The sequence below is a fragment of the Methylobacterium phyllosphaerae genome (assembly GCF_001936175.1).
GTDB classification, from domain to species: domain Bacteria; phylum Pseudomonadota; class Alphaproteobacteria; order Rhizobiales; family Beijerinckiaceae; genus Methylobacterium; species Methylobacterium fujisawaense.
In genome coordinates this window covers 585,362-598,434 of the sequence record NZ_CP015367.1, presented here as the reverse complement: position 1 = coordinate 598,434, position 13,073 = coordinate 585,362, and the positions used below count along the sequence as shown (strand labels likewise).

At 72.7% G+C, this 13,073-nt stretch carries 9 protein-coding genes; 7 read left to right on the top strand and 2 right to left on the bottom strand.

Annotation, left to right across the window (positions count from 1 at the left end):
- Nucleotides 1-13 precede the first annotated feature (13 nt).
- Complete coding sequence (locus tag MCBMB27_RS02845) at nucleotides 14-1,207, bottom strand: L,D-transpeptidase family protein (RefSeq protein ID WP_075379802.1); 1,194 nt, start codon at nucleotides 1,205-1,207, stop codon at nucleotides 14-16.
- Between the two features lie 167 nt (nucleotides 1,208-1,374).
- Nucleotides 1,375-3,960 (bottom strand): ABC transporter ATP-binding protein, encoded by a 2,586-nt coding sequence (locus MCBMB27_RS02840; RefSeq protein ID WP_075379801.1) that lies wholly within the window; start codon nucleotides 3,958-3,960, stop codon nucleotides 1,375-1,377.
- Nucleotides 3,961-4,345: 385 nt separating this feature from the next.
- On the opposite strand from MCBMB27_RS02840, the gene MCBMB27_RS02835 reads away from it, so the two are divergent.
- The 7 genes from MCBMB27_RS02835 to coxB are packed head-to-tail and all read left to right on the top strand — an operon-like array spanning nucleotide 4,346 to nucleotide 13,057.
- Nucleotides 4,346-5,005, top strand: coding sequence for a cytochrome c3 family protein (locus MCBMB27_RS02835; RefSeq protein ID WP_043345872.1), 660 nt, complete (start codon nucleotides 4,346-4,348; stop codon nucleotides 5,003-5,005).
- The gene (locus MCBMB27_RS02830) at nucleotides 5,002-7,983 is read left to right on the top strand and encodes a TAT-variant-translocated molybdopterin oxidoreductase (protein WP_075379800.1); all 2,982 of its coding nucleotides are present in this window, start codon (nucleotides 5,002-5,004) and stop codon (nucleotides 7,981-7,983) included. The genes MCBMB27_RS02835 and MCBMB27_RS02830 overlap by 4 nt, the downstream gene beginning before the upstream one ends.
- Nucleotides 7,984-7,985: 2 nt before the next feature.
- Nucleotides 7,986-10,010, top strand: coding sequence for a quinol:electron acceptor oxidoreductase subunit ActD (locus MCBMB27_RS02825; protein WP_043383409.1), 2,025 nt, complete (start codon nucleotides 7,986-7,988; stop codon nucleotides 10,008-10,010).
- Nucleotides 10,007-10,552: a c-type cytochrome gene (locus tag MCBMB27_RS02820; protein ID WP_075379799.1), complete on the top strand. Its 546-nt coding sequence runs from the start codon at nucleotides 10,007-10,009 to the stop codon at nucleotides 10,550-10,552. The genes MCBMB27_RS02825 and MCBMB27_RS02820 overlap by 4 nt, the downstream gene beginning before the upstream one ends.
- Nucleotides 10,549-11,610: a hypothetical protein gene (locus tag MCBMB27_RS02815; protein ID WP_043383404.1), complete on the top strand. Its 1,062-nt coding sequence runs from the start codon at nucleotides 10,549-10,551 to the stop codon at nucleotides 11,608-11,610. The genes MCBMB27_RS02820 and MCBMB27_RS02815 overlap by 4 nt, the downstream gene beginning before the upstream one ends.
- Complete coding sequence (locus MCBMB27_RS02810) at nucleotides 11,607-12,095, top strand: hypothetical protein (protein WP_043354181.1); 489 nt, start codon at nucleotides 11,607-11,609, stop codon at nucleotides 12,093-12,095. Before MCBMB27_RS02815 ends, MCBMB27_RS02810 begins: the two co-directional genes overlap by 4 nt.
- Nucleotides 12,092-13,057 (top strand): cytochrome c oxidase subunit II, encoded by a 966-nt coding sequence (gene coxB / locus MCBMB27_RS02805; protein WP_043354179.1) that lies wholly within the window; start codon nucleotides 12,092-12,094, stop codon nucleotides 13,055-13,057. The genes MCBMB27_RS02810 and coxB overlap by 4 nt, the downstream gene beginning before the upstream one ends.
- The last annotated feature ends 16 nt before the right edge of the window (nucleotides 13,058-13,073 follow it).

Sequence of the window (13,073 nt, the reverse complement as noted above, 5' to 3'; positions counted from 1 at the left end):
GACCCTCGCATGCTCAGAGCGCCTCGGCCGAGGCCAGGAGACCGCCCGGCGAACCGGCCAGAATCGGGCGTCCGGAGCCCGATCCGGCGAGGCCGGCGGCCAGCCAGGACGGAAGCGCGTCGCTGTAGCGGGTCGGGAGCGGCGCGACCAGCGCCCCGAACGGATCGGGGGCGCGCTCGTAGACCGGGACGAAGCCCGCCATCTGCCGCGGCGACAGGCCCGACTCGGGCGCGGCCCAGCTGGCCCAGACCGTGTCGGGCACCGGGCGATGGGCGCGATGGCCCGGCACGACCACCACCTCCTGGCCGGCGAAGGCCAGGGCTTCCGGCCGGCTGATGTCGCCGACCGCCCCGCCCCGGGCCGTGTAGGCCGCCCAGAAGGCGTTCTGGCCGCCGTCGGAATAGGTCGTGCGCACGGCGGGCTCGCCCGCCTCGGCGAGCGCGGTCATCCGCGCCTCCTCGACCGCCCGGCGGGTGGTGACCGCCGCCTCGATGGCGGGATCCCGCGAAGGCGCGAACGCGTACCGGCCGGCGACCACCGAGACCTGCAGCTCCTCGCGGCTCGCCTCGAACCGATCCGAGCCGACCTTGAGTTCCCGCCAGAAGGCGATGTTGGGGTCGGTCCGGTGGCGGGCCATGTTCTCGGCGGTCATCCGGAACGGGTAGGACTGGAACTGGAAGGCCGCCTGCCCGCCGTTCAGCGCGTCCCGGGCGATGGCGTAGATCTCGCCGACCGTACCGTTGGTCATGGCGAAGCAGCCCATGGACGAGCAGATGCCGTGGACCATCACGGCGGACCCGGTTCCGCCATGGGCCCGGTCGTAGGCGTTCGGATATCCGACGTCGAAGGACAGGTAGTAGTGCGAGTTCGGGTTCATCTGGCGCCGGGGCACCGTATAGAACCCCTCCGGGGTCTGCCGGTCGCCGCTCTTGCGCTTGGGCCCGAGCTGGCCGGACCAGCGGCAGATCGGGAACGTCTTGATGAAGACGTAGCCGGCGCGACCCTTCTTCCAGACCTCGATCTCGGATTCTTTCTTGTAGGCCCGGAACAGGACCGGCGAGGCGGCCGTCACGCCCTTCTGCGCCATCAGGGCAAGGGTCGCGGCGGGGATCGGCGCCTCCGCCTTGCCGGCCTCCGCGGCGGCCGGACCGGCGAGGACCAGCACGACGAGGCCGGCAGCGAGGGGGATCGAGGTCGACAGGGGCATGAACCGTCCGCGCTGGATCGGCCGGGATGGCTGCCGGACAGGCGCGGCCTCGCGGCCTGACGGATTATTGCGGCGGCCATGAGGCTGCGCGTCCGGTCAGCCCGACCCCGCTGGATTGTCCCGCTGCGCGCGGAAGGCCGACGGCGCCGGCGGATCGTGACGTCCTGTCAGGCTGCCGGTGCGGGGTCCCGCTCGGCGGCGGCCGGGACGGGGGCGATGACCGCGCTGTTCTCCACGGCGATCACCGCGTCGAAGGGCGCGGCGTTCTCCGCAAGACTCGTCTCGGGCAGGCAGACGATCAGGCCGCGCCCGGCCCGCGCCTGCCGCAGCTGGGCGAGGCGCTCGCGTGCGCCCTCGACCTTCCGCTCGTCCATCGCGACCGCCACCACGAGGATGTCGGGATCACGGGCGAGGCAGCGGCTCAGCTCGATCGCCACGCGTTCGCGGGCATTGATCGCGCCGTCCGCCAGAGCCCCGGTGCTGGGCTGAGCCTCGACCTTACTGTCGAGGCCGAGGCCATAGACCGAGGCCTCGAGGCCCTCGTCGGCCAGAACCCGGCGCACCAGTTCGCGCACCCGCGGCTCGGCATTGGCCTCGCCGAGGCTGATCCGGCCGAACAGGAGGTTCTCCTCCAGGCTGGCGGCCGGATTGACCCGGGAGGGGTCGTGGAACTCCACCGCACCCGCGAGGTGGGGCGGCAGCATCCGTGCGAAGGACCGCCGCGCCTGGACGAGGCGCTCCTCGAACGGGCCGTCGATCAGGCCGAAGCGGTGGCGCGATTCGTTGTAGCGCAGCGCCAGGCCGATCAACCGCAAGCGGTCGCGCTGGCCCGCCGGTCCCCGGCGCAGGCTCGCCGCGTTGGGCAGGCGCACCACGAGATCCTCGAAATAGCCCCGCTCGGCCGCCTGGAACAGCGAATAGGCGTCGAACAGGGGATGGTCGTTGGGCAGGTCGGCGAAGATCTCCACCGTGCTGCGGGCCACCGACAGGCCGATCTCGGTGAGCGGGCGAACCAGCCCCTCGGCCTCCAGAACCGCCCGCAGATAGGGGTGGCGGGCGAAACGCAGGGGCGCGAAGGTGCCGCCCACCGGCTCCCCGAACAGGATGTTCTCGCCGATGCTCGCCTGGTTGTTGTAGCGGTCGGGATCGAAGGGCTCGACGAGGCGCTCGGCGCCCTTGGCGGCCAGCGCCACTCGCATGGTCCGGCGGGCGGTGACGATCGCGGCGGCGAGCCGCGGCTGGGCCGCCGGATCGAGCCGTCCGGTCAGCCCGCGGGCGTATACGAAGCCGTCGAGCCCGGTGAGCCGGCTGATGCCGATCAGCGCGATGTCGTCGGGCGCGGTCGCCGGATCGGTGCCGTAGAGCAGGTTCTGCCGGAGGGAGCCCTCCATCAGGATCGCCTCCCCCGACGTGAAGGCGATGCGCCTGGCGCGCTCCGCGGCGTCGAAGTCGCGCAGGTCCGTGCCCGAATAGGTGACGGCCCCGGCCGTCGGCTCGACCTGCCCGGCCAGCACCGCCGCCAGCGCCCGGGCGCCGCTGCCGCGGCTGCCCGTGATCGCCACGTGGCCCGGCATCGTCACGGCCACGGCGACGCCGGTCAGGCGCTCGCCCGTGGCCGGATCGAAGGCTCCGACGCCTTCCGTGGCCAGGATCCCGGACCGGGGCAGCGGCAATGCGGCCGCACCAATCCGGGCGGCCCTCGCCCGCCGCCCCTCGAGGGACGCGATGATGCGGGCGAGGTCGCGGAGGCGCGGGCGCACCGACCGGCGGACCATCCAGAACCGCGCGCAGATGGCGGCGAGCCAGCCCGCGAGGCCGAAGGCGCCGACGGCCGCCAGGAGGGCGGCCGGATCCACCGGGGCCGCGGGCGGCTGCCCTGGCGCCGAGCGCCACAGTGCCGTGCCGGCGGCGATGGCCGGCAGGATCACCGCCAGCGCCAGGGCGGGCGCCCGGGCGTAGGCCAGCCGCGCCTCGGCGCGACCGACATTGGTCCGCATCGCGGCGACGCGGGCGGCGATACGTCTGCGCTCGATGGCCGCCGCTCCGTGGTTGCGCACGGCAGGAAGCCGCCGAACGAGGTCGTTCAGGTTCTCCTCCGCCCGCGCGCTGGAGCGCAGGCGCAACTCCTGCCGGTCGCGCGCCCGTTCGAGCACCAAGCCGTAGGCGAGTCCGATCGCCGCCAGTCCGATCACGGCCGCCGGGATCAGCCGGGGCCCGGCCAGGGCCGCGAAGCCGAGGGCCAGGATCAGGGCCGCGAGGGTCATCGCCGGCAGGACGATGCCGGCGGCGAGCAGGCGGTCGGCTCGGGCCAGCACCTCTCCGACGATCCGGGCTAGGCTGCGCGCCTCGTCCCGGGCCCCCGTGGGGGCGTCGAGGATCGCCCGCAGAACGCCCTCGCGGACGGCGTCCCCGGCCTTGTTCTGCGCCTTGAAGCACAGGCGCGCCACGCACCAGCCGAGGCCCGCCAGGGCCAGGGCGCAGACGGCGATGCACAGGAAGGCCGTGAGCTCGAGTTCGGCGGGGCGCATCGAGATGCCGGGGGCCAGCACCAGCTCTCCGCCCGGAAGCGCGACCGCCACGCGCAGGAAGGGCAGCACCGGCGCCTCGTCGCGCGGCAGGACCGCGATCAGGTCGCGCAGGCACAGGAGCGCGAGCGCGCAGAGCGGCGCGCCGATCCCGACCGCGAGGGCCGCCGCCGCGGTGTGCTGAGGCCGCGCGGCGCGCCACGTCAGGACGAGAGGATCGGATTCCATGCGTCTCCGGACAGGATCGGGCGTCTCAACCGTCGCGCGGGCATAGGCGTTCGCGCCGGTCACGGGAAGAGTCGCGGGCGCGGGCTTCCCTTGCGCGGACCTTGCCGCCGGCCGCTGCGACATGTCGGCCGGGTTGTTTGCGGTTGTGGCTCTGGTTTGGAAGCGCTCCAGCGTTACAACCATGGGGCATGGCGCGGCCGTGGCTCGCATCTGCGAGGCGCGGGATTTCCAAGCCTGGTCGCCGCGGGCGCCCGAGCCGTATCGCGCGGCCGGCCGGCGCACCGCACGATTTCGACCGGGACCAGAGGGTGGGGCGACGCTTGCGGCGAGGGGCTGAGAAGACCGAGCGCCATCTCCCGGCCTTCGCCGGTTACGGGTCGGCCTGATGGCGCAGCTGTTCACGCCCGGGGCCGACGCGCTCTACCGCCTCGCTCTGATGACCGGCGTCGCCTGCCTGGTTGGGCTCCCGGTTCTGGCGGCCGGGATCGTGCGCTCGAACTACGTCACGGGCGTCGGGGTCGCGCCGGCCCAGCCCCTGCCGTTCAGCCACAAGCACCATTCCGGCGAGCTCGGCATCCAGTGCCGCTACTGCCACACCACGGTCGACCGGGAGGCCACGGCCGGCATCCCGCCGACGCATACCTGCATGACCTGCCACTCGCAGATCTGGACCGGCTCCGAGATGCTCAAGCCGGTGCGCGACAGCTACGCGCAGGACAAGCCGCTCGAATGGAAGCGGCTGAACAAGCTGCCGCAATACGTCTACTACAATCACTCCGTCCACGTGACGAAGGGGATCGGCTGCTCGACCTGCCACGGCGACGTCACGGCGATGCAGATGACCTACCGGGCCAACGCCTTCGAGATGCAGTTCTGCCTCGATTGCCACCGGGCGCCGGAGAAGTACGTCCGCACGCCGGATCAGGTCTGGAACATGACCTGGACGCCGCCCTCCGACCAAGCGACGCTGGGCCCCAAGCTCGTGGCCCAGTACCATATCCGCGGCGGGGAGCGGCTGACCGAATGCGGGATCTGCCACCGATGACCGGCGCCCCCGACATCGCAGCCCTGCGCGCGAAACTCGCCGACGGCGACGGTCCGCGCTTCTGGCGCAGCCTCGACGCCGTGGCCGACAGCCCCGAGTTCCGCGCCTATCTGGCGGCCGAGTTCCCGTCGGCGTCCCGGCTCGCCGCGGCCCCGGAGCGGCGCGGCTTCCTGAAGCTGATGGCCGCCTCCTTCGCGCTGGGCGGCCTCACCGCCTGCGGCGGGGGCGGCGGTCGCGACTACGAGGTGCCGTACGTCAATCAGCCCGAGCGGATCGTGCCCGGCACGGACCTGTCCTACGCCTCCTCGGCCATGTTCGACGGCTTCGGCAACGGCATCCTGGTCACCACCCGCAACGGCCGGCCCCTGAAGATCGAAGGCAACCCCGAGCATCCCTGGAGCCGCGGCGGCACCGACGTGCTGGCCCAGGCTTCGGTGCTCGGGCTCTACGACCCGTTCCGCTCCCAGGCGGTGCAGCATCTCGGCCGGCCGAGTTCCTGGGCGGCGTTCCGGGCAGACCTGCAGGGTCGGATGCCGGGCTGGCGCGAGAACCGGGGCGAGGGTCTCGCCCTGCTCACCGGCCCCGTGACCTCGCCCAGCGTGGCGGCCCAGCTCGCGCGGCTGCGGGCCGCCTACCCGGCGCTCCGCTGGTATGTCGGCGCCGGGGCGGGGCGCGACGGGATCTACGAGGGCGCTCGACAGGCCTATGGACGGCCCTTGGAGACCCGCCCCGATTTCGGTCGCGCCCGGACCATCGTGGCGCTGGACGGCGACTTTCTGGATCTCGGACCCGGTCAGGTCGGCCTGTCGCGTCGCTGGAGCGAGGCACGGCGGGCGGCCTACGCGGAGGGCCGCCTCCTCACCCTCCACGCGGCGGCGCCGACACCGACCTTGACCAGCGCCAAGGCGGATCGGGGGCTCGTGGTCCCGGCCGGCCGGCTGGAGGCCCTGGCCCGGGACCTGCTCAATCTGGCCGCGGGCGGCGCGGCCCCCGGGGGCGACGATCCCGTCGCGCGCTGGACGCGGAGCGCCGGGACGGCCCTCGCCGAGGCCCGGGGAAGCGGCATCGTCACCGCCGGCCTGACCGCCAGCCCGGACCTGCACGCGCTGGTTCACCGCCTCAACGGCGCCCTCGGCAACACCGGCGCGACCCTGGTCCACACCGCGCCCGTGGCGGAGACGGGCGCCGGGACCCTCGCGGATCTCGCGGAGGCCATGGATCGGGGTGCCGTCAAGGTGCTCGTCGTCCTCGGCGCCAACCCGGTCTACGAGGCGCCCGGCGCCCTCGATTTCGCCGCCCGGATGGCGCGCGTGCCCCTCAAGATCCATGCGGGGCTCTACTACGACGAGACCGGTGCGCACGCCGACTGGCATCTGCCGGCCGCCCACCCGCTGGAATCCTGGGGCGACATCCGGTCCCTCGACGGGACGGTGGGTCTGATCCAGCCCACGGTCGCCCCCCTGTACAATGGCCGGACGCTCGCGGAGATGCTGGCCTTCCTGGCGAGCGGCGAGGGTGGGGAGGGCGGTCAGGACGCCCTCGGGCTCCTCAAGGCGCAGGGACGGAACCCGGGCGAGGACGAGGCGGCCTTCGAGGCCCGCTTCTCCGAGGCCCTGCGCCTGGGCTTCTGGGCGGACAGCGCGCGTCCGGCCGAGACGGTGGCGCTGACGCAGGCGGCGGCAGCCGCCCCCGCAGCGGCTTCATCGCCCGCGCCGGCCGCCGACGGGGTCGAGGTGCTGTTCCGGCCCGATCCGACGATCTGGGACGGCACCCATGCCGACCTCGCCTGGCTGCAGGAGCTCCCGAAGCCCCTGACCAAGGTGGTCTGGGAGAACGTGATCGCGCTCAGCCCGCGCCTCGCCGAGCGCGAGGGGATCGCCACGGGCGACATCCTGCGGGTCGAGGCCGGCGGCCGCGCGGTCGAGGGGCCGGCCTGGATCCTGCCGGGGCAGGCCGACACCACCGTGACCCTCACGCTGGGCTACGGCCGCGACGTCCCGGACCACCTCGCCCGCGGCCTCGGCTACGACGCCGCGCGCCTGCGGCCGCCGGGTTCTCCCTGGGGTCTCGCCGGCGCCCGGCTGACGAAGACCGGACAGCAGCGCAGGCCGGTCACCACCCAGCATCTCGGCACGATGGAGGGTCAGGATCTCGTGCGCGTGCAGGCTCTGGGCGCCGCACCCGTGGGCGATCCGAAGGGCGCGCCGACGCCCGCCTCGTTCTATCCGCCCCCCGAGAGCCAGGACCGCTGGGTCGCCGCGCAATGGGGCATGGCCATCGATCTCGATGCCTGCACCGGCTGCAACGCCTGCGTCACCGCCTGTCAGGCGGAGAACAACATCCCCGTGGTCGGGCGCGAGGAGGTCGAACTCGGCCGCTGGATGGGCTGGCTGCGGATCGACCGCTACTACGCGGGCGACCTCGACGCGCCGACGACGCATTTCCAGCCGGTGCCCTGCATGCATTGCGAGCAGGCGCCCTGCGAACTCGGCTGCCCCGTGGAGGCGACGCTCCACGACAGCGAGGGCCTGAACCTGCAGGTCTACAACCGCTGCGTCGGCACGCGCACCTGCCAGAGCTACTGCCCCTACAAGGTCCGCCGCTTCAACTACCTCGATTACACCGGCGGCATGACCCCGGTGGAGCAGCAGCAGCGCAATCCCGAGGTCACGGTCCGGTCCCGGGGCGTGATGGAGAAGTGCACCTACTGCATCCAGCGGATCACGGCGGCGCGGATCACATCGGCCAAGGACGCCCACGCGCCGATCCCCGACGGGGCCGTGGAGACCGCCTGCCAGGGCGCCTGCCCGACCCGGGCGATCACCTTCGGCAACGTCGCCGATCCGGGAAGCCGGGTCTCGGCCGCCCGGCGGGACACGCGGGAATACGCGCTCCTCGGCCACCTGAACACGCGGCCGCGCACCACCTATCTCGCCGGGCTCGCGCCCGCCGCGGATCCGAACGGACGGGAGGGCTGAGCATGGCCGGCCCCCTCTCCGGCGGTCCGCAGCCCGGCCCCCTGATCCGGCCCGACGAGACCCTTCAGGGGATCGGCGGCGCGGTCACGGCGATCCCGCTGACGCATCCGGGGAACCGGCGCTGGTGGATCGCCTTCGCGGCGGCGGCCTCGCTCCTCGGCCTGTTCGTGCTCACCCTCGGCTATCTGCTCTATGCCGGTCCCGGCATCTGGGCGAACAACAACGCCGTCGTCTGGGCCCTCGACATCGCGAGCTACGATTGGTGGATCGGCGTCGCGTCCGGCAGCCTGCTGGTCTCGGCAATCCTGCTCCTGCTCGGGGCGGAGTGGCGCGGGGCGGTGAACCGCGTGGCCGAGACCCTGGCACTGCTGGCCACCGCGGCCGCCGGGCTCTACCCGATCATCCATCTCGGACGGCCGTGGTTCTTCTTCTGGAACCTGCCCTACCCCAACACCTACGATCTCTGGCCGCAGTTCCGCTCGCCACTCCTCTGGGACGCGATCGACATCGTGTCCTTCCTGGTGATCTGCGTGAGCCTCTGGTTCATCGGCCTGCTGCCGGACCTCGCCACGTTGCGCGACCGTGCCCACGCGGAGGCGATGCGCCAGCGGGAGACGAAGGCAGCGACCCGGAAGCGCGCGCTGCTGCGCGCGCAGGTCTACGGCATCCTCGCCTCGGGCTGGCGCGGCTCGGCGGCCCATTGGCAGATCTGGGTTCAGGCCTACCGGACGGTGGCGCTGCTCGGCGTGCTGCTGGTGGTCTCGGTCCAGACCGGGGCCTCGGTGATGCTGGCGGGCTCGCTGATGCCGGGCTGGCACAGCACGCTGCTGCCGGTGAGCTTCCTGGTGAATGCGGTCTATTCCGGCGTCGGCGTCACGGCGGTGATCGTGATGCTGATCCGCCTCGTGTACGGCCTCGGCGCTTTGGTGACGGACCGCCATCTCGACGTGCTCGGGCGGCTGTTGCTCTGTCTCGGCTGCGCCAGCGCCTATTGCTACGCGGCCGAGTATTTCGACACGTTCCTCAATGGCGACGCCGCGGGGCGCGGCGTCCTGGTCCGGCGCATGACCGGCGACCACGCCCTCGTGTCCTGGACGGCGATCCTGTGCCTCGTCCTGCCCGCACAGATCCTGTGGTCGGCGCGGGCCCGGACGGCGCCGGTCGCCATCGCGGTGGTGGGCCTTCTCGTGGCGATCGGCGCCTATGCCGACCACGTCATGGTCCTGGTCGTCACCCTGACGCAGGATTTCCTGCCGTCCTCGCGGCTGCCCTACACGACGGATGTCTGGGGTATCGCCACCTTCGCGGGCTCGGTGGGCCTGTTCCTGACCCTGCTCCTCCTGTTCCTGCGCTACCTGCCGGCCGTGTCGATCGTCGAGAGCCGCCGCCTCGCCCTGATGGTGTCGCCGGCCGCGCAGGAGGCGGCCCGCGCGGCCGCATCCCGGGCCACCGGTCGCCCGGAGGACGACCCGGTCACCGCGCCCCTGTGGGGCGTGTCCGCGACCTTCGCGAGTCAGGGCGACCTCGCCGCTGCCCTCCAGGCGGTCTCTGGGATCAGTCCGGATCACGTCCATCTCGACGGGCACGGGCCGGTGCCGATGCCCCGCACCCTGCGGGCACTGGGCTTGGAGGGACGCTCGATCCTGCCCTACGCCCTGGCCGGGGCCCTGCTCGGCGGTGTCGGCTTCTTCGCCCTGTGCCTCTACGCCACGGCCTACGATTACGTCTTCCTGATCGGCGGGCGCCCGCGCCTGTCCTGGCCCTCGTTCGTGGTGCCGAGCGTCTCCGTCGCGATGATGGCGGGCTGCGTGGCGATCCACTTCGCGCTCCTCGTGCTCAACCGCCTGCCCCGCCTGAATCACCCGGCCTTCAACATCCCGGGCTTCCTGCGGGCTTCCGAGGACCGGTTCTTCCTCTCCGCGGAGGCGCGGGGTGACCGGTTCGACGCAGGCCGGATCGAGCGGCGGCTCGCGGCCCTGCCGGCCGAGGCCGGGCGTCCCCTCGAGCTCCGGCGGATCCCGCGATGAGGCGCGCCGCCCTCCGCACCGTGCCGCTCGCTCTTCTCGCCCTGGCGCCGCTGGCGGCCTGCGGCGAGGCCGACATGGCCGATCAGGCCCGGGCCAAGACCTGGGACAAGAACCCGTTCTTTCCCCGGGAGATCACCATGCGCCAGCCGGTGGCCGGCACCGTGCCGCGGATCGATCCGGCCCGGACGGCGCCGCAGCCGCAGACGATCAGCCGGGCGCTGCTCGACCAGGGCCGGGAACGCTATGGAGTCTTCTGCACCCCCTGCCATGGGCAGGACGGGCGCGGCGCCGGCATGATCGTCGCCCGGGGATTTCCCTCCGCCGGCAATCTCACGGCGGAGCCCGTGCGCATGGCCTCCGCGGCGGAGCTCTACGACGCCATCTCGAACGGCCGGAAGTCCATGTTCGGCATGGCCCAGATGATCCCCTCGGCCGACCGCTGGGCAATCATCGCCTATCTCCGCGCCCTCCAGCTCAGCCAGGATACCCCGGTGACGAGCCTGCCCCCGGAGGATCGCACCCGCCTGGAGGCGACGCCGTGAGGCGCCCCGCCCTGCTCGGCCTCGCCGGCCTCGTCCTCCTGGCCGTCTGCCTGCTCGCGGGCGGCTGGCGCGGGGCCGCGGCCTCGTATCTCGCGGCGTGGCTCGTCCTTCTCGCCCTGCCGGTCGGCGCCCTGCCGGTGGTCATCGTCGCCGAGCGTTTCGGCAAGCGGGTCCGCGAGCGCGGCGGCATCGAGATGCTGGCGGGTCTGCGCCGGCTGATGGCGCTGATGCCGGTCGCGGCCGTGCTGTCGCTGCCGCTTCTGGCCGCCACGCCCCTGCTCTATCCCTGGGTGAGCGCTCCGGCGCGCACGCCGCTGGCCGCCCTGTGGTTCACGGTGCCGTTCTTCGCGATCCGGGCGATCGTCTATCTCGCAGCCTGGACCTGGCTGGCGCTGAGGTTCGCCAGGCCGTTCGACGCCCCCGGCGAGGGGCGGACCGTGCCGGCTGTTGGGCTGCACGCGATCGTCGGCACGCTGTTCGTCACCGACGTCGTCGCCTCCCTGGATCCGCGGCTCGATTCCACCCTTCTGGGCCTCCTGGTGATGACGGCCTGGAGCGGCCTCGCCTTCGCGGCGGCGATCCTCCTCGCCTGGGAGGAGCCGGAGCCCGTCGGCCGCGGCCGTACCGCGCCCGGACGGGGCCGCCTGGTGCCCCTCGTGGTGCTTCTGGGCCTCTGGGCCTATCTGCACTTCGTCCAGTTCCTGATCGTCTGGTCGGCGAATCTGCCGCCCGAGGTGACGTGGTACTTCGCCCGCGGCGGCTGGGTCGGGCGGGCGCTGGCGGTCGTGGCCGGCGCCGTCGTCGTGCTGGCCGGGCTCGCGACCCTCCGGCCGGGACGCCCGACCACCCGGATCCTGGCCGGCGCGGCGGTGGCCGTCCACGCCCTGGAGATGTTCTGGCTGATCACACCGGCGGTGCGCGACCGCTTCGTCCTCCGGCCGAGCGACGTGCTCGCCGCCGCTGCCGTGGCCTGCCTCGCGGCCGCGCTCCGACCGGTGCTGCGGCCGCGGGCGGACCGCGTGGCCTCCGACGCCCGGCGCGCCGGGAGGCCGGCATGAGCGCCGACGGCCCCTCCGGGCTGATCCCGGCGATCCTTGCCGGGCTGACCCTGCGCGGCAGCGGGCTCCTGAACGGGCGGCCGCCCCGTCCGGCTGCCAACACCCAGCGCGATCCGAATGAGCCCGGGCACGAGACCCGGGACGTCAATGTCCGCAACACCGTGATGGTGATGGCGGGCCTCGCGCTCACGGTCCTGGCGGTCGTTGGGACGATGATCTGGCTGATGGACACCTTCGCGGCGCGTCAGCGCCGGGCCCTGCCGGCCCTGACGCCGCAGCAGACCACGCAGTTGGCGCCGCCGCCTCCGAACCTTCAGGCCGACCCGTACGCCGATATCGACCGTGCGCGGGCGGCGGCCGAGGCGTCTCTCGCCGGCTACGGCTACCGGGACGAAGCCCGGACCCGCGCCCGCATCCCGATCGGGCGCGCCATGGACCTGATCGTCGGCCGGTCCCTCGAACCGGCGGAGCCCGCTGCGCGATGACGCCGAGCCACGATTCCCTCCAGCTCTGGCCGGCGGCGGTCTCCGCCACCGCGAGCGAGACCGACCTGCTCATCCTGGCCTTCACGGTCCTGACGCTGCTCCTGACCGTCCCGGTCTTCGTGGCGATCACCTACTTCGCCCTGCGCTACCGCGAGGGGTCCGAGGCGGACCGGAGCCCCTCGGGCATCCGCTCGAACCTGATCGAGATCAGCTGGATGCTGATCCCGTTCCTGCTGACGCTGATCTTCTTCGTCTGGGGCGCGAAGCTGTTCATCCAGTCGAAGAACCCGCCTCCCGACGCCATGGTGGTCGAGGCGATCGGCCGGCAATGGATGTGGAAGTTCCAGCACCCGACGGGCCAGTCCGAGATCAACAACCTGCACCTGCCGATCGGCCAGCCGATCCGCCTGCACATCATCAGCCAGGACGTGATCCACGCCCTCTACCTGCCGGCCGTGCGGATGCAGGTCGCCGCCCTGCCCGACCGCTACACCGACCTGTGGTTCAAGGCCGACAAGACCGGCACCTACCATCTCTACTGCTCGGAATATTGCGGCACCGACCACTCCGTGATGGGCGGCGAGGTCACCTTCATGAACCCTGGCGACTACCAGGACTGGCTGACCCATGCCGGCGCGCAGCAGGGCAAGATCGCGGCGGGCCGGGCCCTCTACGAGGCCTATGGCTGCGCCGGCTGCCACGAGCCCGGCACATCCGTGAAGGCGCCGAGCCTCGCGGGCCTGTTCGGGTCGCAGGTGAGGCTCGCCGACGGCCGCACCGTCACCGCCGACGCGGCGTGGCTGCGCGAGAAAATCCTGAATCCGAACGGCGACCGGCTCGCCGGCGGGGGCAAGCAGGTGATGCCGAGCTTCGCCGGCCGGATCCCGGCGGACGAACTCGGGACGCTGATCGACTTTCTGAAAGCCTATCCGACCTCGAAAGCCGCGGACGCGACACGATGATGAGCTGCGTCAACCT

Coding starts and splice junctions, on each gene's coding strand:
- MCBMB27_RS02830 (WP_075379800.1), top strand. CDS start 5,002: ATGACCGGCGCCCCCGACATCGCAGCCCTGCGCGCGAAACTCGCCGAC.
- coxB (WP_043354179.1), top strand. CDS start 12,092: ATGACGCCGAGCCACGATTCCCTCCAGCTCTGGCCGGCGGCGGTCTCC.
- MCBMB27_RS02845 (WP_075379802.1), bottom strand. CDS start 1,207: ATGCCCCTGTCGACCTCGATCCCCCTCGCTGCCGGCCTCGTCGTGCTG.
- MCBMB27_RS02825 (WP_043383409.1), top strand. CDS start 7,986: ATGGCCGGCCCCCTCTCCGGCGGTCCGCAGCCCGGCCCCCTGATCCGG.
- MCBMB27_RS02840 (WP_075379801.1), bottom strand. CDS start 3,960: ATGGAATCCGATCCTCTCGTCCTGACGTGGCGCGCCGCGCGGCCTCAG.
- MCBMB27_RS02835 (WP_043345872.1), top strand. CDS start 4,346: ATGGCGCAGCTGTTCACGCCCGGGGCCGACGCGCTCTACCGCCTCGCT.
- MCBMB27_RS02810 (WP_043354181.1), top strand. CDS start 11,607: ATGAGCGCCGACGGCCCCTCCGGGCTGATCCCGGCGATCCTTGCCGGG.
- MCBMB27_RS02820 (WP_075379799.1), top strand. CDS start 10,007: ATGAGGCGCGCCGCCCTCCGCACCGTGCCGCTCGCTCTTCTCGCCCTG.